Source organism: Vibrio thalassae, assembly GCF_900089835.1.
Lineage (GTDB): Bacteria > Pseudomonadota > Gammaproteobacteria > Enterobacterales > Vibrionaceae > Vibrio > Vibrio thalassae.
In genome coordinates this window covers 54,908-74,274 of record NZ_OANU01000123.1, presented here as the reverse complement: position 1 = coordinate 74,274, position 19,367 = coordinate 54,908, and the positions used below count along the sequence as shown (strand labels likewise).

Below are 19,367 nucleotides of genomic sequence, written 5' to 3'. Positions count from 1 at the left end.
ACAACCGTTCAAATTAGAGGTTGTAGCAAATCAAATGCATAAGAAATACAGTTGGGCCTTAGCCCTGTTGCTGGCCGGTTGTCAGATGACACAGCCAGATTCAAGCAACACCACAACAGAGCCCACTAACTCTCCTGCAGAAACAGCAACCACTACAACAAAGCCCGTTTCCGTTGACACTCCAGCCCCGGCAAAAGCCTTGACACCACAAGAGCAAGACGATGTGTGGCAGCGTATTGCTATGCAACTTAAAATGGAGATTCCGGACAATACTAAAGTGGACTATTACCGTGAGTGGTATATCAAGCACCCTAGCCACTTAAGAACTGTATCTCAACGTGCTCAACCTTTCCTGTATCTGATTACTGAAGAAATAGAAGCCCGTAACCTCCCATTAGAGCTTGCGTTACTGCCAATCGTAGAGAGCTCCTTTGATGCGTTTGCCTATTCACACGGTAGCGCTGCTGGATTATGGCAATTTGTCCCAGCGACAGGAAAAGCGTTCGGTCTAGACCAAACCTACTGGTATGACGGCCGTCGTGACGTGACCGCGTCAACTCAAGCTGCTTTGGATTACCTAACACAATTGAACAAGCGCTTCGATGGGAACTGGAATCACGCTATCGCGGCCTATAACAGTGGCGGTGGTCGAGTAAACAGTGCGATTCGAAAAAATCGTAACTTAGGTAAGCCTACTGACTTTTTCTCTCTCGACTTGCCCAAAGAAACCAGCAGCTATGTGCCAAAGCTACTAGCGCTTGCTGATGTACTGGCTAACAAAGAAAAGTACGGGGTCGATATTCCACCTATTGCCAATAAGCCTGTGTTGGAATTAGTCGACCCTAATGAACAGCTCGACCTTGCCATTGCCGCTAAATATGCCGGCATTTCAATTAAGGAGCTGCAGAGTTATAACCCTGCTTACAACCAGTGGGCAACAGCACCTGATGGTCCTCAAACGCTGCTGTTACCAATTGAGAGCTTAGATAAGTTCCGCTTCGAATTAGAACAGAATCGCGGTAAAGGGATGCGCCTTGTGCGTTATAAGGTGAAGTCAGGTGATTCATTAAGTGTGATTGCTCGAAACCACCAAACAACGACGCAAGTGATTCGCAATGCGAATGGCTTAAAAGGCAACAATATTCGTGCTGGCCAGTACCTACTAGTTCCTACTTCAACCAAAGATGAATCGACTTATTCGTTGACTGCTGCCAACCGCTTAGCAAAAACACAATCGACGTCTCGTGGTAACTATAAAGTCACTCACAAAGTTGCCAGCGGTGACAGTTTGTGGTCCATTGCGAGAGCAAACAAAGTCTCTCATCAATCGTTGGCAAAATGGAACGGTATGGGGCCTCGTGACACACTAAGAGTTGGGCAGGAACTCGTAATCTGGAAAAATGCGAGTGATGGAGCGATTATACGTACCGTGTTCTATTCTGTCAGAAGTGGCGATACCATCAGCGGTATTGCACAGAAATTCAAAGTGCGTACCAATGACGTTGTTATCTGGAACGACCTTCAGAAACAGAAGTATCTTAAGCCAGGTCAAAAACTGAAACTTTACGTTGATGTCACGAAAACCAGTGCTTAACATTAATAAGAAAAGCGGCGAATCCGCCGCTTTTTGTTTGCATGATTCCCGATCAATTTGACGATTGAGGGGGAATGATAAACTCAGCAAGTAGGGGATTATGATCCGAAGCATCAGATTCAGGAACGCGTTGTCCTTGAAGTTCCATGCCTCGATAGAAGATATGATCCAAAGGTAATCCAGTAATAAAACGTTTACGATTATCACGTTGGAATACCACTTCTTTAATATGATATTTGTTCAGCGCTTGCTTTAACGCCGACATCCGCGACTCATTCCAACTATTAAAATCACCGGCTATTAATAATGGCCCTTGATGATTTACCAGCACTTGTTTGAAAGACTCTAATTGCTGCTTGTACTCGTCGGTCCCAATCGTAAAGTTCACCGAATGCAAATTAACACTAATTAAAGTCTGTCCGTTACTCAGCGCGTATTCCGCATACAACCCTGATTTTGGTAATCGCAACCAAGGTTCCGTTTGGAGGTTAGCACAAGCGATAGAGGGCATAGTACGACTTAAATTTAAGACTCCCGATGAAACATCGAACGCCTTGAAGGCACTCACCTGATTACTGCCCCAATCTGAACGTTGCAACCAATCTAAAAAGGTATCATCAAGGCTTGCTTCTTGGAGTAATACCAACTGACGGTCTTGAGAAAGACGAGTAAGCTCTGGTAAGAGGTTATGACGATTTTGCTTGTAGACATTCCAAACTAAAACGTTCAATTGTCCTGATTCATCTAAAGCAAGTGGATGGTCATTTCGGTAGCATTTAAGCTCTGTGTCAATTTGGCTATCCTTAATACTGGTAATTTCTGGTGTCTCTCCTACGGTAAATACCGCTTGAAAACCGCCAATCGTCATTCCCGCGATAGCAACACCTGCGAATAGCATCCACTTTAGTTTCATAATACCTCTTCTCTAAAATGAAAAAGGAGCAATTACCTACTCCTTTATGATTCTTTGAGATTCGACTTAGATAGCGTCTTCATCTTCTTCGCCAGTACGAATACGTACTACACGTTCAATATCAGTAATGAAAATTTTACCGTCACCGATTTTACCCGTTTGGGCGGTTTCAATGATGGTCTCCACACATTGATCAGCCACGTCACTTGATACGACAATTTCCAATTTTACTTTTGGTAAAAAGTCGACCATGTATTCTGCTCCGCGGTAAAGCTCTGTATGACCTTTCTGGCGACCAAAACCTTTCACTTCAGAGACGGTCATACCTGTAATGCCCACTTCTGCTAGCGCTTCACGGACGTCGTCAAGTTTGAATGGTTTGATAATCGCTTCAATCTTTTTCATGTTCTTCCCTTAAACCTCATTGATTGACTCCATTATCTGGCAGGCTGAGCCAACAATCAACGAAAACAAAAAACCCGAAGTCAAACTTCGGGTTCTCGGTTAACTATTAATAGTTTTATTACTTCATATTCGCGTAGTACGCGGCCACATTCGCAATATCTTCATCACTTAGCATCGAGGCTTGGGCTTGCATGACCGCAGCCAAACCACCTGAGCGTTCTTTATTCTTGTAGGCTTTAATGGATGTCACTAAATACTGTTCGTTCTGTCCCTTAAGATTTGGGTAGCCTGGAATTACTGCGATGCCATCAGCACCATGACAAGCTGCACAAATCGCAGCTTTCGCTTTACCAGCTTCAATGTCAGCAGCCAATGCCGAACCGCTCATAAGCCCAGCGGCTAGTACTGCACTAATTACCATATTTTTCATTGCTTTACCTTCTGTGTATTTCCATATAAGCCAGATAACAGCATATGTTATTAATATCGCTGTGCCATTTCTGGCGCGTTATAATTGTATACGATTCTTACACAAAATGTGGTCACTTGTCCCACACCAGTTCACAATCTGAACCATAAAATGCTTTATCTACAAATAGGTTAGCAACAGCAACGACCTTGTTATCTAACATTAAAATAGGCATTCGACGCCTCTGCCAACTCGGTACATTGTGTTCTTGAAATAGCTTTTTTAGCTTACGGGAACCTGCTCTACCATAAGGATGAGCGCTCAATCCTTCGGGGTTAAAACTCACATGCAATTCCCCGGTAAGTGTTTGACGTTCCAGTGTCATTTTCTCTCCGTTGGTCAAATCGACAAGCGTTAACGTCCCCAAATTATCTGGCAGTTCTAAAGACGTCTTACCTAGCCATTCTTGCTTCCAACTGCTGACATCAGCGCAAGTCGCCACCCAGTGTAACTCACCGTTACTCCGTCTAATTGAACCACCAGCCAAGCTTAGAGCTGGGTTAGCATCTGCCCGGGCCAAGGCGACTTCCTGCCAGATTTTACCCAGTTGCACTTCTGTTGGCATCAACGAGGTATTGATGTCTAACCACAATCTAAGCAGTTGCTCCCTTTTTAAATCAGAGTGCAATAACATCGTAGTGATATTCAACCCTTGAAACTCCGTCAGACTAGCCTCAAGCTCTGGCAACAATAGCTCTTTAAGTAGCTGCTCTTGCTTTGCACATAACCTCGCGCTTCGACTTGCCGCGTGAGCAAAGCTAGGCCACCGCTGGCTAAGAACGGGTAACACGTTTTGGCGTAGAAAATTACGATCAAATCGAGTGTCTGTATTACTTTCGTCCTCTACCCACTGCAATTGCTGCTGCTGAGCGTAGCGCTCGATATCTCGTCGCGTAGCATTCAAAAGAGGACGAACTAACGTCCCTAAACTAAAGGCCATTGAAGAGGCCATTGAAGAGAGCCCCTTGGGCCCACTACCACGCTTTAAGGCCAAAAGCATCGTCTCTGCTTGATCATCAAGGTGTTGACCGGTGAGCAGTAGATCGCCGTTCTCAATATGTTGACACAATGCTTGATATCGAGCTTGACGCGCTAACTGCTCAAGGCTGTCACCCGAGTCTTTCGCCAGTATCACGCGTTCACACACAAACTCAACAGCTTCCTCTTTCGCCCAGCGCTCACAATGAATTTGCCACTCATCGGCATTGGCACTCAGCCCATGATGTACATGTACTGCTAAACAGGCGATTGAGTGTTGTTTGCAATAGCGGGCTGCTAATCGTAGTAGAACTCGTGAATCCATCCCTCCACTAAATCCAACAATGAGCTTGCCGTGCATCACTTGTTGCTCATCAAGCACTTGAGAAAATTGTTGATACAGAGTCATGGTTTTTTCCTAGGTTAGATCAAAAAAAGGCGAGCTTCTCGCTCGCCTTATTATATAAAGAGTTTCTACTTAGCAGTAGCCATAACTCATCAAACGTTGATAACGACGTTCAAGCAAGTCTTCATTCTCAAGCTGGTCCAGCTCTTGCAGTTGGCGTAATAGTGTTGCTTTCATGTTGGCAGCCATTTGCGCACGATCACGATGTGCACCACCCAGTGGCTCCTCGATGATTTCATCAATTAACTCAAGCTCTTTTAGACGAGGAGCAACCAGCCCCATCGCTTCCGCAGCTTGTGGAGCTTTATCGGAATCACGCCATAAAATCGATGCACAACCTTCCGGAGAGATCACCGAATAGGTTGAATATTGCAACATGTTTACGTAATCACCCACACCAATCGCTAGAGCACCACCAGAGCCGCCTTCACCGACAACATTACAGATGACTGGTACTTTTAGGCCAGCCATGACTTTTAGGTTCATGGCTATCGCTTCTGATTGACCGCGCTCTTCCGCACCAACACCTGGATAAGCACCCGCCGTATCGATAAATGTAATGATTGGCATGTTAAAACGTTCTGCCATTCTCATCAGGCGTAGTGCTTTGCGATAACCCTCAGGCTTCGGCATACCAAAGTTACGTTTCACTTTCTCTTTAGTTTCGCGACCTTTTTGATGACCAATGATCATAACCGGACGGCCATCTAGACGAGCCATACCGCCGACAATCGCTTTATCGTCTGCAAACGCGCGATCGCCAGCCAGTTCATCAAACTCGGTAAATACATGTTCTACATAATCTAACGTGTATGGACGCTGTGGATGACGTGCAAGTTGTGCCACTTGCCACGCACCCAGGTCACTAAAGATTTTTTTCTTAAGCTCTAAGCTCTTTTTCTCTAGTTGTTCAATTTCTTTATCTAAGTCAATTGCACTATCACCACCATGACGAGAAACGTCACGCAATGCTTCAATCTTTGCTTCTAGTTCGGCAATTGGCTTTTCAAATTCAAGAAAGTTCAAGCTCATCTGTGAATCCTTTTCGATTCAGCCCCAAATCTTTTGCTCTGGGACTCAATTAGTTAAATTCGAGTTCAACCTGGTCTTTACCAAGTAACTGCTGTAATTCTTCTAGTAACGCATCATTGGGCGTTACACGCCATTCTGTTCCTAGCGTAAGTTTTGCGCGTGCATCGGCACGCTGATAGTAAATATTAACAGGTACCGTCCCAGCTTTGTGGGGGGTTAATATTTCTGTGAAGCGCTGGTAAAAGCGCTCATCTATTTGTTGCTCTAGCAACGAAATGGATACGCCCCGCGTAAATTTTTCACGAGCGCTACCTAAATCTAAAACTTCGCGGCCTGACATTTTAAGGCCACCATTGAAGTCATCAAAGCTGACCTGTCCAGAAACAACCACTATTTTATCTTTTTCTAACAATTCAGCATATTTATCTAACGCATCTGAGAACAACATCACTTCCATACGACCGCTGCGGTCATCCAAAGTCATCAGTCCGATACGTGTTCCGCGCTTAGTTGTCATCACTCGAGCAGCAATCACCAAACCTGCCACTGTCAAAGATTGATCGCGCCTTGTTGGGGTCGCATCTTTTAGTCGACAACTGGTGTATTTGGTAAGTTCCTTAAGATAGGCGTTTATTGGGTGCCCCGTCAAATAAAGCCCCAAAGTTTCTCGCTCACCTTCTAACCACACTTTTTCCGGCCAAGGTGGTACTTGAGTATATTTGTGTTCCACATCCTCTGGAGCATCAGTCAGCACACCAAACATGTCTGCCTGACCAAAGGCTTCGGCCTGATGGTGTTGGCTCGCCGCTTTCACCGCATCGTTCAGTGATGCCATCATCGCGGCACGATGCGGACCAAGTCGGTCAAGCGCTCCTGACATAATGAGCTTTTCAATCACGCGCTTGTTCACTTTCTTAATGTCGATGCGAGCACAGAAGTCGAACAAATCTCGGAAATGCCCACCTTTATTACGCGCTTCGATAATGACATCAATAGGGCCTTCACCAACACCTTTAATTGCGCCAATACCATAAACGATCGCCCCTTCTTCGTTCACATTGAAACGGAAAAGGCCAGCATTAATATCCGGTGGTAATACTTTGAGCTTCATACGGAAGCATTCATCAACCAGACCGACAACTTTCTCGGTATTGTCCATATCAGCCGTCATTACCGCTGCCATAAATTCAGCCGGATAGTGCGTTTTCAGCCAAAGTGTTTGATAAGAGACCAGAGCGTAGGCCGCTGAGTGCGATTTATTAAAGCCATAACCTGCGAACTTTTCTACTAAGTCGAAGATCTTCATGGCCAGTTCGCCATCAACACCGTTGTTTATCGCGCCTTCTTCAAAAACAGCACGCTGCTTCGCCATTTCTTCCGGCTTTTTCTTACCCATTGCACGGCGCAACATATCTGCACCACCTAGCGTGTAACCCGCTAAGATCTGTGCAATTTGCATTACTTGTTCTTGGTACAAGATAATGCCGTAAGTCGGCTCTAGTGTTTCTTTTAGAGACTCATGTTGCCAAGTTTCGTCAGGATAAGAAACCGCCTCTCGCCCATGTTTACGGTCGATAAAGTTATCTACCATGCCCGACTGCAATGGCCCTGGACGGAACAGCGCCACCAATGCGATGATATCTTCAAAACAGTCTGGCTGAAGACGCTTGATGAGTTCTTTCATGCCACGAGATTCCAACTGGAATACCGCCGTGGTTTCTGAGTTTTGCAGCAGTTGGAATGATGCCGCATCATCCAATGGTATCGATTCAATTCGTACCGGATCTTTGCCCTCTTTTTCGAGTCGAGGGTTAATCAGTCCTAGTGCCCAGTCGATGATGGTTAGTGTTCTCAGCCCTAAGAAGTCGAACTTAACCAAGCCAGCGGTCTCAACGTCATTCTTATCAAATTGAGTAACTGGGAAGTACCCTTCAGAATCGGCATAAATCGGCGCGAAATCAGTAATCGTAGTCGGTGAAATTACAACCCCACCAGCGTGCTTACCCGCATTTCGCGTACAACCTTCCAGTATGCGACACATATCAATAAGATCACGAACTTCTTCATCGCCATCATAAAGTTGAGGCAGAGCGGGCTCGGCTTTAAACGCTTTCTCTAATGTCATTCCTGGGTCGGCAGGAATCAGTTTTGATATGCGATCGACGAAACCAAACGGGTGACCTAATACGCGACCTACATCTCGAATTACCGCCTTTGCCGCCATAGTACCAAAAGTAATGATCTGCGATACGGCATCCCGTCCATACATCTCTGCGACGTGGTCAATAACTTGATCACGTTTATCCATACAGAAATCGACATCGAAATCGGGCATGGAGACACGTTCTGGGTTCAAGAATCGTTCGAAAAGCAGGTCGTATTCCAATGGATCAAGGTCGGTGATTTTAAGCGCATAAGCCACCAACGAACCCGCACCCGAACCTCGCCCGGGTCCTACGGGAATCTCATTGTCTTTTGACCACTGGATAAATTCCATAACGATCAAGAAGTAGCCGGGAAAGCCCATTTGGTTGATCACATCAAGTTCAACCTGCAATCGGTCGTCATATTCTGGGCGACGTTCTGATCGCACCGCTTCATCCGGGAACAAAAACTCCAAGCGCTCTTCAAGACCTTCTCTTGATTTCATTACCAAGAAATCTGTCTCTTTCATACCTTCAGTAGGAAACGCAGGTAAGAAATATTCACCAAGACGAACCGTCACATTACAACGCTTAGCAATTTCTACAGAGTTCTGCAGTGCTTCTGGGATATCCGCAAATAGCTCACACATCTCTTCTTCACTACGAAGGTACTGCTGAGCACTGTAGTTTTTAGGACGTTTGGGATCATCCAGCGTGTAGCCATCATGAATCGCAACGCGAATTTCATGCGCATCAAAGAGCTCTTTATCGACGAACACGACCTCGTTAGTCGCGACAACTGGCAGATCAAGTTCTTCTGCTAACTCGACAGCAAGGTGTAAGTAGCTTTCTTCGTCTGCACGCCCCGTGCGGATCAACTCTAAATAGTAGCGGTTTGGAAAATGCGTTTGATAGAACTGGGCACACTGCTTAGCTAGAGTAACATTACCTTTTAGAAGCGCTTTACCGACCTCTCCTTCTTTGGCTCCAGACAGTACAATCAGGCCTTCGGATAACTCTGCTAACCAAGCTTTGTCTATGACTGGCTGATGCTGAATGTGGCCTCTAAGGTAAGCTTTTGAGATCAGCAACGTAAGATTGTTATAACCCGTACTATCTGCAGCCAATACCGTAATACGTGTTAACTCACTGCCAAATTCGTCAGACTGAAGGGAAAAATCAGAACCAATCAGTGGCTTAACTCCTTCAGCGTGTGCATTACCATAAAATTTCACTAACCCACAAAGGTTGGTGAAATCGGTCAGTGCCATTGCTGGCATACCCATTTCTGCCACTTTTTTTACTAGTGCTGGCACCTTCGATAGACCATCGACCATGGAGAAGTCACTGTGAACTCGAAGGTGTATAAACTTGGGGTCTGACATAATAAATCCTAAATTGCCACGACGATTATTTGGCGAATCATATTGTAACGAGTCGTAATACTACGACCTTTGAAACAGGTAACGCGAATTAGTCTTCAATACCTAATGCGCGTTTGACTGGTTTAAAACTTTTACGGTGCTCCGCAATGACACCATGTTGCTCAATAGCTTCAAAGTGCGCTTTGGTTGGATAACCTTTGTGCTTTGCAAAACCAAATTGCGGATGTTGTTGGTCAAGCTCTTCCATTTCTTGGTCACGAACAACTTTTGCGATAATTGATGCCGCACTAATTTCTGCAACGCGTAAATCACCCTTAACAACCGCTTGAGCATTCATAGGTAACTTTGGTGTTCGGTTGCCGTCAATAAGCACCATATCAGGTTGCACTTGCAGCCCTGAGACGGCTCGCTGCATTGCTACCATCGTCGCTTGTAGGATGTTCAACTCATCGATTTCTGCTGGTGAGCAACGCCCGACAGCCCAAGCTAGTGCTTTTTCCTTGATCTCCGGATACAGTGCCAGCCGCTTTTTCTCAGACAGTTTCTTTGAATCATTCAACCCTTCAATCGGCTTGTTTGGATCCAAAATAACCGCGGCAGTGACGACATCACCCACTAAAGGCCCTCTGCCTACCTCATCAACACCAGCAACGAATGAGTAGCCCTGCGGATAATCGAAGGGGGGTAGCTCAGCATTTTTGTTCTTAGTTGTCATAACTTTCCAATTAGATTTAACACCGCATTTGCCGCTTGTTTATCGGCGTCTTTGCGAATCCAGTGATGCATTTCTGTGAACTTGGCAATCACTGCACTCTGGTCGCTACTAAGAAGCGTTGTCAGCTCATTGTACAAGTTTTCTGGCGTACAAGCTTCCAACAGGAATTCTTTTACTATCTCATCATCAGCGAGAATATTCGGTAAGGAGACGTATTTGGTTTTTACCAACCACTTCGCTAGAAATGCCGTTATCGCATTCATTTTATAACCAACGACCATGGGTCTTTTTAGTAGCATGCACTCTAGAGCGACCGTACCAGAGGCCAGTAACACGGCATCAGCCGCAGTGATAACATTGCGGGCGGTATCTAGGACAATATGAAAATCTAGCTGAGGTGCGATACTCTGCCACGCTTCAATGAACTGCTGCTTGCGTTTTTCGTTGACTGCAGCCACGACAAATCCAAGGTCTGGGTCGTCTTGATGCAATTTCACGCAAGCCTCAATAAACGGTTGTGACAACATCTTTAGCTCATTGCTACGACTACCAGGTAATACTGCCAGCCATTTTTTATCCGCCGCTAATCCTAATAGTTCGCGCGCGTGCTTCGCATCGGATTCAAGAGGGATAGTATCCGCTAAGGTATGACCAACAAACTCGCAAGGAACTTGGAACTTGTCATAGAAAGCTTTTTCAAATGGTAAGAAAGCCAGTACAAGGTCCGTCGCCTCTGCAATTTTATGGATTCGTTTTTGTCTCCAAGCCCAGACAGAGGGACTCACATAATGAACCGTTTTGGTTCCTGCTTTTTTAAGGTCTAGTTCGAGACGCAAATTAAAATCAGGCGCATCAATGCCGACAAATACGTCGACTGGGTTTTCCGTAAAGTAGGTCACCAGCTCAGCTTTGACATGCAATAAGCGTCTCAAGCGTCCTAGAACTTCCACCAGCCCCATCACCGCCAGCTCTTCCATATCAAACAGAGAATCGCAGCCTTGAGCAATCATCTTAGGGCCACTGATACCAACAAACTCAGCATCTGGATATTGTTGTTTTATTGCTTTGATGAAGCCCTCACCCAGAGTGTCTCCAGAGAGTTCGCCAGCAACGATACCAATTCGCAATGGTCGTTCCATTACCAGTCCTTATTTTCGCCCAAATTTCTCGAATACCATAAAACAGAAAAAGACCGCTAACTAATTAGCGATCTTTCTTGTACTAACAAAGCCTACGTTAGCGGATAATGCCACGCTCAGTGTTTTCCAAAATATCCACTAAGCGTTGTACTGAAGTCCACTCTTGCGCCATTTCTGCAAGCACCGGCTTCACTTCAGCCAGAGTCTTACCTGAACGATAAATCTCTTTGTATGCTTTTTGTAGAGCACGCAATTCAGCCTTTTCGAAACCGTTACGTTTAAGACCAACTAAGTTAAGACCAAACGGAGTGGCGTGGTTACCTTGTGCTAGAACGTAAGGAGGGACATCTTGTACCACAGCCGAACAACCACCAACATATGCGTAAGCACCAACCGTACAGAATGGATGTATCGCTGACAATGCCATTACTCCAGCGTAATCGCCAACCGTCACGTGACCACCCAAAATTGCATTGTTACCAATATGAGTATGATTGCCTACAATCACATCATGGGCGATATGAGCATTAACGCAGAGAAGATTATCGTTGCCAACAACGGTCTGGGTCTTGTCTTGAACCGTTCCGCGATGAATTTGCACACTTTCGCGGATGACGTTTCGGTCACCCACCACAACTCGCGTATCCTCACCACCGTATTTTTTATCTTGGTTTTCTTCACCAATGATAGCCTGTGGGAATACTCGGTTGTCGTTACCTATTGTCGTATGTCCTTTAATAACAACATGCGACATGATCTCGTTGTTGTCACCAATTGTGATGTCACCCGAGATATAGGTAAAAGGACCTACTGTTGTATTAGCACCGATAGTAACGTTACCTTCAATAACAGCACTAGGGTGAATCTTAGCGGTTTCATGAATCATATTAAAACTCTCGACGAGCACACTTTAGCTCAGCAGAACAAACAATCTCACCATCAACTTTTGCGACACCGTTGAAGGCAGCAATGCCACGACGTTCCTTGATAAACTCTACTTCGATAATCATTTGGTCGCCAGGAACCACTGGCTTACGGAACTTGGCTTTATCAACGCTAGCAAAGTAATACAGCTCATTCCCTTTAGGGGCACCGAACGATTTAAATGCCAGTAGGCCTGTTGCTTGAGCCATCGCTTCTAAAATCAACACGCCCGGAAAAACAGGTAGTTGTGGGAAATGTCCGGTAAATTGTGGTTCATTTACAGACACGTTTTTAATAGCGGTTAGATACTTTTCTTCTTGATAATCGGTAACGCGATCGATCAACAGAAACGGATAGCGATGAGGGAGCAGTTCCTGGATCTCAGTGATTGTCATTGTTTTTGTATCAGTACTCAAAGTAAAAATCCTATTATCAATTCTTTGTATAACTAGAGGCATTATATACCCAAATGCCACTCAGTGTCAGCGTGAGGGAGCCAATGCTCGACCGCACGTTATCTGGCACACATAAAAAGACTCGCCTTAAGCGAGCCTTCGTTGTTAAGCCACAGAAACTAGTCTTCTGTTTGCTCGAGCAGTTTTTCAACCGCCTTGAGGCGCTTATTCATCTCGTCGATGCGATGAACCCGAGTTGCGGTTTTACGCCACTCTTTGTTGGTTTGAAGCGGAATGCCCGATGAATAGATACCTTTCTCAGGTAAGCTACGCATAACCATTCCCATACCAGTAACAATAACACCGTCAGCGATTTCAATATGCCCATTAAGCACACTTGCACCACCGATTTGGCAGTATTTACCGATTTTGGTACTTCCAGCGACAATAGTACCACCGGCCATCGCTGTGCCATATCCGATGTGCACGTTATGGGCAATTTGCATTTGGTTATCGATAATTACATTATCTTCAATAATGGTATCGTCTAGAGCACCGCGATCAATAGTGGTACAAGCACCAATTTCTACACGATTACCGATTCGAACGGTTCCAACTTGAGGAATTTTGATCCATTCGCCTTTTTCATTGGCATAACCAAAACCATCAGAACCGATTACGGTACTTGATTGCACTAAACAATCATCACCTAGGATCACACCATGATAAATCGATACATTCGCCCAAAGCTTAGTATTGCGACCTAACTCAGCGCCTTGACCGATAAAGCAGCCAGCACCAACGACGACGTTGTCGCCAAGCTCTGCGCCGGATTCAATAACAGCATTGGCACCAATGGACACATTCTGACCCAATTTAGCGTCTGACGACACAACCGCGCTAGGCGCGATTCCTGTCGACGCTGGAGAAGGCGTTGTGTCTAATGCTTGAGCAACCTTAGCGTAGGCAACATAAGGATCCGCCACCACGAGCGCATTGGTTTTACAATGCGCTAACTCACTGGTTTTCACCATGATGGCCGATGCTTTACATTCACCAAGATGCTTCGCGTATTTCGCATTAGTGAGGAAGGTAATCTGTCCGTCACTCGCGCTATTCATAGGTGCTACCGCGCTGATTAGCGTCGTCTCATCACCATGGATTTCACCACCAGTGATCTCGGCTAATTGCGCTAACGTCAATGCTGTCATGTCTATCCTACTGCAATACTTTATTTTAGGGAGTCGATAACTTGTTTAGAGATATTGAACTCTTCTTTTGCATAACCCACCGCTTGAATATCGATGATCATGTCGTAGCCTTCTTTCTTCGCTACTTTTTCAACAGCTTCTTGAATTGTCTTGAACAGTTTTTGTTTTTCTTCTGCTTCACGACTTTGGCTTTCTTTCTCTAGTGCTTGGCCTTTGATCTTGTACTTACTGTCTAGCTGACCAATTTCGATACGTAGCTTCTCGATTTCATCTTTGCCTAGTAGCTCGCCATCGCGTTGAAGTTTTTCCATTTTCTTAGCAGCATCTGCTTGAATAGCTTGCAGTTCGGCCGCTTTGTCTTTGAACTCTTTCTGTAATTTTTGCAGCGTTGCTTCACGCTGTGGAAGTGCTTGGAAAACTTGAAGCGTATTCACATAGCCAATTTTCTGAGCCGCTTCAGCTGCGTTTGCAAACAGTGAAGACGTAAGGATAACTAGGCCAAGTCCAGCCGCTTTCATTAATTTTTTCAAGGTCGATTCCTCTGTTCGTATAGAAACTATTTTCGTTACAAAATATATAGTTAGAAAGTATTACCAATTGTGAAGGTAAAGGCTTCTGTTTTATCGCCTTCAAATTTCTTAACTGGCGTTGCGAGTGAGAATACGAGAGGCCCCATCGGGGACATCCACTGTACTGCCACACCTACCGACGCTCGGTAATTCGACGGATCCGAGTAATCGTAATAATACTGTTGTCCAGGCATGTTAGGGTCTGGTGAAATATACGTAAACTCCGTGTCCCACAAGCTTGCTGCATCGAAGAACACGCTAGTACGAATTTGGTTACGGAATTCATCCGAAGCAAATGGCGTAGGTACGATCAATTCGACACTTGCCAAAGCAACGGCGTTACCACCAACAGACTGTTCTGTCGCCGAATAACATGGGTTATTACCACCTACGCTACCACAGCCACCACCATTTGGATCGTTGTAAACGGCTTTAGGACCAACTGAGTTTTGACGGAAACCACGTAACGTCGAGAAACCACCTACGTAGAAGTTTTCATAGAACGGCAGTAAGTTATCATTACCGTTGGTTTGACCATAACCATTACCGTAACCCAAGCGCCCTTTTAACATTAACGTAAAACTGTGACTATCGGTAATCGGAAAATACTGTCTGACGTCATATTGCGCCTTGAAGTATTGAACATCCGATCCAGGAACGGTCACTTTACCATAGAGTTTTTGATGGTTACCTGCTGTTGGGAAACGTCCACGGTTTAGATTGTTGCGTGTCCATGACGCGGTCAGATGGAAATCGTCAGTAATCAAGTTCCCTTCGGCATCAAGGTTCTTCTCTTGAGCCTGCAAAAACTTCTCGATCTGAACGTATTCTTTGATGTTACCAAGTCGACTGTGTGTGTAACCACCACCAAACTCAAGATAGTTCAGTTCATCAACAGGGAAACCCCAAGTCAGCGTTCCACCATAACTTTGGTCGGTATAGTCAATAATACCGGCTTTAGATGCTTCAAACTCGTTATAGAATACCTGTCCACCCAAACTCACACCATCTAAGTTCCAGTATGGGTCGCGATAATCCAAGGTAATATTTTTCTGGTACTTGTTGGTCATTGCACTAATACCGACTCGATCACCCGATCCGGCAAAGTTGTCTTGCTGAAGGCCAACTTGGAAACTGATACCCGATTCGGTACCATAACCAACACCAAAGTTGATGCTGCCTGAGTTTGCCTCTTTTACGTCATAGACCAAATCAACTTGATCGTCCGTTCCTGGTACACGTACCGTTTGAACATCAACCGTTTCAAAAAAACCTAATCGGTTTAAGCGGTTTTTACCCGTTTCAATGGACTTGGAGTTTAGCCAGCTTGATTCCATCTGGCGCATTTCACGGCGGAGAACTTCATCTTTTGTCGAGTTGTTGCCGGTAAATCGAATATCACGCACGTAGATACGGTTGCCAGCCTCGACATTGATCACCAAAGAAACTTGGTTATTCTCGTCGTCAAATTCTGGAATAGTACGTACTTGAGGATAAGCATAACCTGCTTCACCAAGGACACGTTTGATATTCTCTTCCAGCGCAGTAACGCTGGATCCGTTGTATGTGTCACCATCTTTAAATGGCACCATACTCTCAAATTCAGCCTCTTTGCCGATCAATTGACCACGGAACTTAACGTCTTTTACTTGATAAGGTTCGCCTTCATCAATACCTAAAGTGATGTATACGCCTTTCTTATCAGGAGAAATCGACACCTGCGTCGTATCGACTTTAAATTTTAAGTAACCACGATCAAGATAGAAGGATTTAAGTGCTTCAATATCACCTGCAAGCACTTGTTTTTGATATTTATCGTCAGCAAGAAAGTTCCACCACGCCACATCTACATTAAGATTAAAGCGCGATAAAAGTTCTTGATCGGTAAAGACCTTGTTACCAATGAAATTGATCTGTTTGATCTTGGCAGAGACACCCTCAGAAAACACAAACTTCAAGTCAGCACGATTACGAGGTAACGGAGTCACAACCGCTTGCACCTTCGCATTATACTTACCAACACTGTAGTAGAAGTCTTCTAGGCCCTTTTCGATGTTGCTCAACGTCGTACGATCTAACGCTTCACCAACAACAATTCCTGATGCATCAAGATTTTGCTGTAGTTGCTCTTCCTTGATTGCACTGTTACCAGAGAAAGAGATGCTAGCAATGGTTGGACGTTCTTTAACACGTATCACCAGTGCATCTTTATCTCGAAGAACCTTAATATCTTCAAAGTTACCCGATTGATAGAGGGCGTTAATGATCTCTGAGATATCTTTACTGTCAACCGAGTCACCAATACGTACAGGCATTTTCAAAAGAGCAGCACCAAGCGCGACTCTTTGTAAACCTTCAATTCGAATGTCCTGTACAACAAAATCCTCAGCTCCATTCGCCGACACACTGGTCGCTAGTAGAGATGCGAATAGAATATGCTTAATCGCCATACCTGCTCTAATTAATCCTTGCTAATACCGCTGCCTAAATTCTGATATCAAAGGCGTGTAAAATCATTAAAAATTGCAATCAGCATCAATGAGAAGATAATTGCTCCTCCCACTCGATACCCCATTTCTTGTACTTTTTCTGGTACTGGTCTTCTAATTACTGCTTCGATAGCAAAGAACAACAAATGTCCTCCATCAAGCATTGGTAAGGGCACCAAATTGATAATACCCAAGTTAACACTGATTAGTGCTAAAAATCCTAAGAAATAAACCAGCCCATAATCCGCAGTTGTACCTGCCCCTTTTGCAATCGAAATCGGACCGCTTAGGTTGTTCAGGCCAACGTCACCGACGATCAGCTTTTTCAGCATCGAGGCCGTTAGATCAATAATTTGTCCTGTTTTTGCTATCGCTTTACCTACTGCTTCAACAGGTCCGTATTGAAGATCGAAGCGATAACTCGCTGGCCATTCACCAATCTCAGGAGCGATACCTGCAAACCCAATCACTCTGCCATCTCTCAGTTCGCGTGAACTTGGAGTCAATGTCATCGTGAGCGGTTTGTCGTCTCGCAATACCGCCAACATCACTGGGCTGTTTGGATTTGCTTGTATCAAATCGACCACTTGCTGCCATTCAGAAATGTCTTCATTGTCGGCTGCTATGATGGTATCACCGACTTTTAAACCTGCTTCAGCACCAGCACCATCTTCACTGACATTAGTTAACGTCGTTTTGATTTGTGGGGTATACGGTTTAAAACCGAGCGTCCCCATAGCAGACTCTGTTTCTGGGTTAAAGTTCCAACCCGTCAAATCAATTGTTAACTTTTTGTCCGTTCCTATTTGGCTATCAGATGAAACTGTGACGGTCATTTGGTTATCGCCTATATGCGACACCAACCCCAAGTTAACCGATTCCCAATCCAAAGTCGGCGTTCCGTCGATGGACTTAATCTCCATTCCGGACGTTAATCCTGCTTCTGCCGCAATTGAGTGAGGCGTAACTTCTCCAATAATTGGCTTTACAGCTGGAACACCAATAAGGAACACTAGCCAATACGCAAAGACGGCAAAAAAGAAGTTGAACGCAGGGCCTGCTCCTACGATAGCGGTTCTTTTCCAAAGAGGCTTTTTATCGAAAGCGTACTTGTGATCTGATTCAGAGACTTCGTCAACACGGCTATCAAGCATCTTGACATATCCCCCTAAGGGAATGACAGAAATGCTATATTCCGTTCCATCTTTACCGATTTTAGACCAGATAGATTTACCGAAACCGATTGAGAACTTTTCGACATACACACCACACTTGCGTGCAACCCAAAAGTGGCCAAACTCATGGACGGCAACTAGAATGCCTAGTGCTACAATAAAAGACGCGAAGTTCCATAGGATGTCGGTCATAGTACAAATTCTCTCGCTATATCGAACGCACGATTTCTCGCGCATAGTTTCGAGCCATTCTATCTAGCTCAAGAATAGTTTCCAAGTTATCTAATTGTATAAATTCATTTGCTGAACAGACTTTCGACATAACACGCTCATTTACCATGCTAATATCAGTAAATCGAATTTTTTCAGACAAGAAAGCGTCGACCGCGATTTCATTTGCCGCATTGATTGCGGTGGTGGCATGCTGTCCTTCAAAGCAGGCATCCATTGCTAAAGCTAAACATGGATACTTAGCATAGTCCGGTGCCATAAAAGTCAATTCACTGATCGAGGTAAAATCTAGCGCTGTGACTCCTGATGGCATTCGATCGGGATAAGACATAGAGTAAGCAATGGGTGTAGCCATATCCGGCTGTCCCATTTGTGCAAGGACAGAGCCATCATTATATTGCACCATAGAGTGAATCACCGACTGAGGGTGAATGATCACTTTTAGCTGCTCTCGAGATGTATTAAACAGCCAACGCGCCTCTATAAACTCTAACCCTTTGTTCATCATCGTTGCTGAATCAACTGAAATTTTAGGGCCCATTGACCAGTTTGGGTGTGCAATAGCTTGTGCAGGGGTCACTGAAGAAAGAGCCGGGACATCGGTATATCGAAATGGGCCGCCTGAACCCGTTAATAGGATATGATTAATACCCGCTTCAGATAACTGACAATGGCCTAAGTGCGTTTGGATATCTGCCGGCAAACATTGAAAAATGGCATTATGTTCACTATCTACTGGTAGAAGTTGCGCTCCTGACTGTTGTACGGCATCCATAAATAACTTACCGGACATCACTAAGGCTTCTTTGTTGGCTAACAGGACGCGTTTCCCCGCTTTGACTGCGGCAAGCGTAGGCAATAGCCCTGCAGCGCCCACAATCGCAGCCATGACGACGTCTACTTCGGAAGACTCAGACACCATACACATGGCTTCTTGACCGAACAAAACGTCTGTAGTCACATGGCTTGGCAAGATACGCTTAAGCTCTAACGCATCAATTTCTTCATTTAAAACCGCATATTTTGGCTGCCAAATTGAGCACAGCTCAGCCATTTTAGTCACATTCTTACCGCCAACGAGAGCAAAGATGGCGAAAGAAGACGGGTTTTCTGCAACGACTTTTAGAGTGCTTGCTCCAATAGAACCAGTAGCGCCGAGTATGGTTAGATTTTGCATGCTATGACAACCGCTT

Annotated in this window: 16 protein-coding genes; 1 reads left to right on the top strand and 15 read right to left on the bottom strand. The window is 44.9% G+C overall.

Annotated elements, in window-relative coordinates:
- The first annotated feature begins 34 nt into the window (after positions 1-34).
- Positions 35-1,594: a LysM peptidoglycan-binding domain-containing protein gene (locus tag VTH8203_RS20680; protein WP_096995350.1), complete on the top strand. Its 1,560-nt coding sequence runs from the start codon at positions 35-37 to the stop codon at positions 1,592-1,594.
- 52 nt (positions 1,595-1,646) lie between these two features.
- Here the strand turns inward: VTH8203_RS20680 and VTH8203_RS20675 are convergent, their stop codons facing one another.
- The 15 genes from VTH8203_RS20675 to ispC all read right to left on the bottom strand — a co-directional run bounded on the left by VTH8203_RS20675 (position 1,647) and on the right by ispC (position 19,351).
- Positions 1,647-2,507: an endonuclease/exonuclease/phosphatase family protein gene (locus VTH8203_RS20675; RefSeq protein WP_096995349.1), complete on the bottom strand. Its 861-nt coding sequence runs from the start codon at positions 2,505-2,507 to the stop codon at positions 1,647-1,649.
- Between the two features lie 66 nt (positions 2,508-2,573).
- On the bottom strand, positions 2,574-2,912 hold the full coding sequence (gene glnB / locus VTH8203_RS20670; protein ID WP_031495634.1) for a nitrogen regulatory protein P-II: 339 nt from the start codon (positions 2,910-2,912) through the stop codon (positions 2,574-2,576).
- 118 nt (positions 2,913-3,030) lie between these two features.
- Entirely contained in the window at positions 3,031-3,342 is a 312-nt protein-coding gene (locus VTH8203_RS20665; RefSeq protein WP_096995348.1) for a c-type cytochrome, read from the bottom strand.
- Positions 3,343-3,454: 112 nt separating this feature from the next.
- A complete protein-coding gene (gene tilS, locus VTH8203_RS20660) occupies positions 3,455-4,768 on the bottom strand; it encodes a tRNA lysidine(34) synthetase TilS (protein ID WP_096995347.1) in 1,314 nt (437 codons plus the stop codon).
- Positions 4,769-4,837: 69 nt separating this feature from the next.
- The gene (gene accA, locus VTH8203_RS20655) at positions 4,838-5,797 is read right to left on the bottom strand and encodes an acetyl-CoA carboxylase carboxyl transferase subunit alpha (RefSeq protein WP_096995346.1); all 960 of its coding nucleotides are present in this window, start codon (positions 5,795-5,797) and stop codon (positions 4,838-4,840) included.
- A gap of 49 nt (positions 5,798-5,846) precedes the next feature.
- Positions 5,847-9,326 carry a DNA polymerase III subunit alpha gene (dnaE, locus tag VTH8203_RS20650; RefSeq protein WP_096995345.1) on the bottom strand — a complete coding sequence of 1,160 codons (3,480 nt, stop codon included), beginning with the start codon at positions 9,324-9,326 and terminating at the stop codon, positions 5,847-5,849.
- Positions 9,327-9,414: 88 nt separating this feature from the next.
- Entirely contained in the window at positions 9,415-10,041 is a 627-nt protein-coding gene (rnhB, locus tag VTH8203_RS20645; RefSeq protein ID WP_096995344.1) for a ribonuclease HII, read from the bottom strand.
- A complete protein-coding gene (lpxB, locus tag VTH8203_RS20640; RefSeq protein ID WP_096995343.1) occupies positions 10,038-11,180 on the bottom strand; it encodes a lipid-A-disaccharide synthase in 1,143 nt (380 codons plus the stop codon). Before lpxB ends, rnhB begins: the two co-directional genes overlap by 4 nt.
- Positions 11,181-11,277: 97 nt before the next feature.
- Positions 11,278-12,066 (bottom strand): acyl-ACP--UDP-N-acetylglucosamine O-acyltransferase, encoded by a 789-nt coding sequence (gene lpxA, locus VTH8203_RS20635; RefSeq protein WP_096995342.1) that lies wholly within the window; start codon positions 12,064-12,066, stop codon positions 11,278-11,280.
- 1 nt (position 12,067) lies between these two features.
- Positions 12,068-12,562, bottom strand: a complete 495-nt coding sequence (gene fabZ / locus VTH8203_RS20630; RefSeq protein WP_370739265.1) for a 3-hydroxyacyl-ACP dehydratase FabZ — start codon at positions 12,560-12,562, stop codon at positions 12,068-12,070.
- Between the two features lie 116 nt (positions 12,563-12,678).
- Complete coding sequence (gene lpxD, locus VTH8203_RS20625; RefSeq protein ID WP_096995340.1) at positions 12,679-13,710, bottom strand: UDP-3-O-(3-hydroxymyristoyl)glucosamine N-acyltransferase; 1,032 nt, start codon at positions 13,708-13,710, stop codon at positions 12,679-12,681.
- Between the two features lie 20 nt (positions 13,711-13,730).
- Positions 13,731-14,240, bottom strand: a complete 510-nt coding sequence (locus VTH8203_RS20620; RefSeq protein WP_096995339.1) for an OmpH family outer membrane protein — start codon at positions 14,238-14,240, stop codon at positions 13,731-13,733.
- Positions 14,241-14,290: 50 nt separating this feature from the next.
- Positions 14,291-16,729, bottom strand: a complete 2,439-nt coding sequence (bamA, locus tag VTH8203_RS20615; protein WP_096995338.1) for an outer membrane protein assembly factor BamA — start codon at positions 16,727-16,729, stop codon at positions 14,291-14,293.
- Between the two features lie 47 nt (positions 16,730-16,776).
- On the bottom strand, positions 16,777-18,135 hold the full coding sequence (gene rseP, locus VTH8203_RS20610) for a sigma E protease regulator RseP (protein ID WP_096995337.1): 1,359 nt from the start codon (positions 18,133-18,135) through the stop codon (positions 16,777-16,779).
- A gap of 16 nt (positions 18,136-18,151) precedes the next feature.
- The gene (gene ispC, locus VTH8203_RS20605; protein WP_096995336.1) at positions 18,152-19,351 is read right to left on the bottom strand and encodes a 1-deoxy-D-xylulose-5-phosphate reductoisomerase; all 1,200 of its coding nucleotides are present in this window, start codon (positions 19,349-19,351) and stop codon (positions 18,152-18,154) included.
- Positions 19,352-19,367 lie beyond the last annotated feature (16 nt).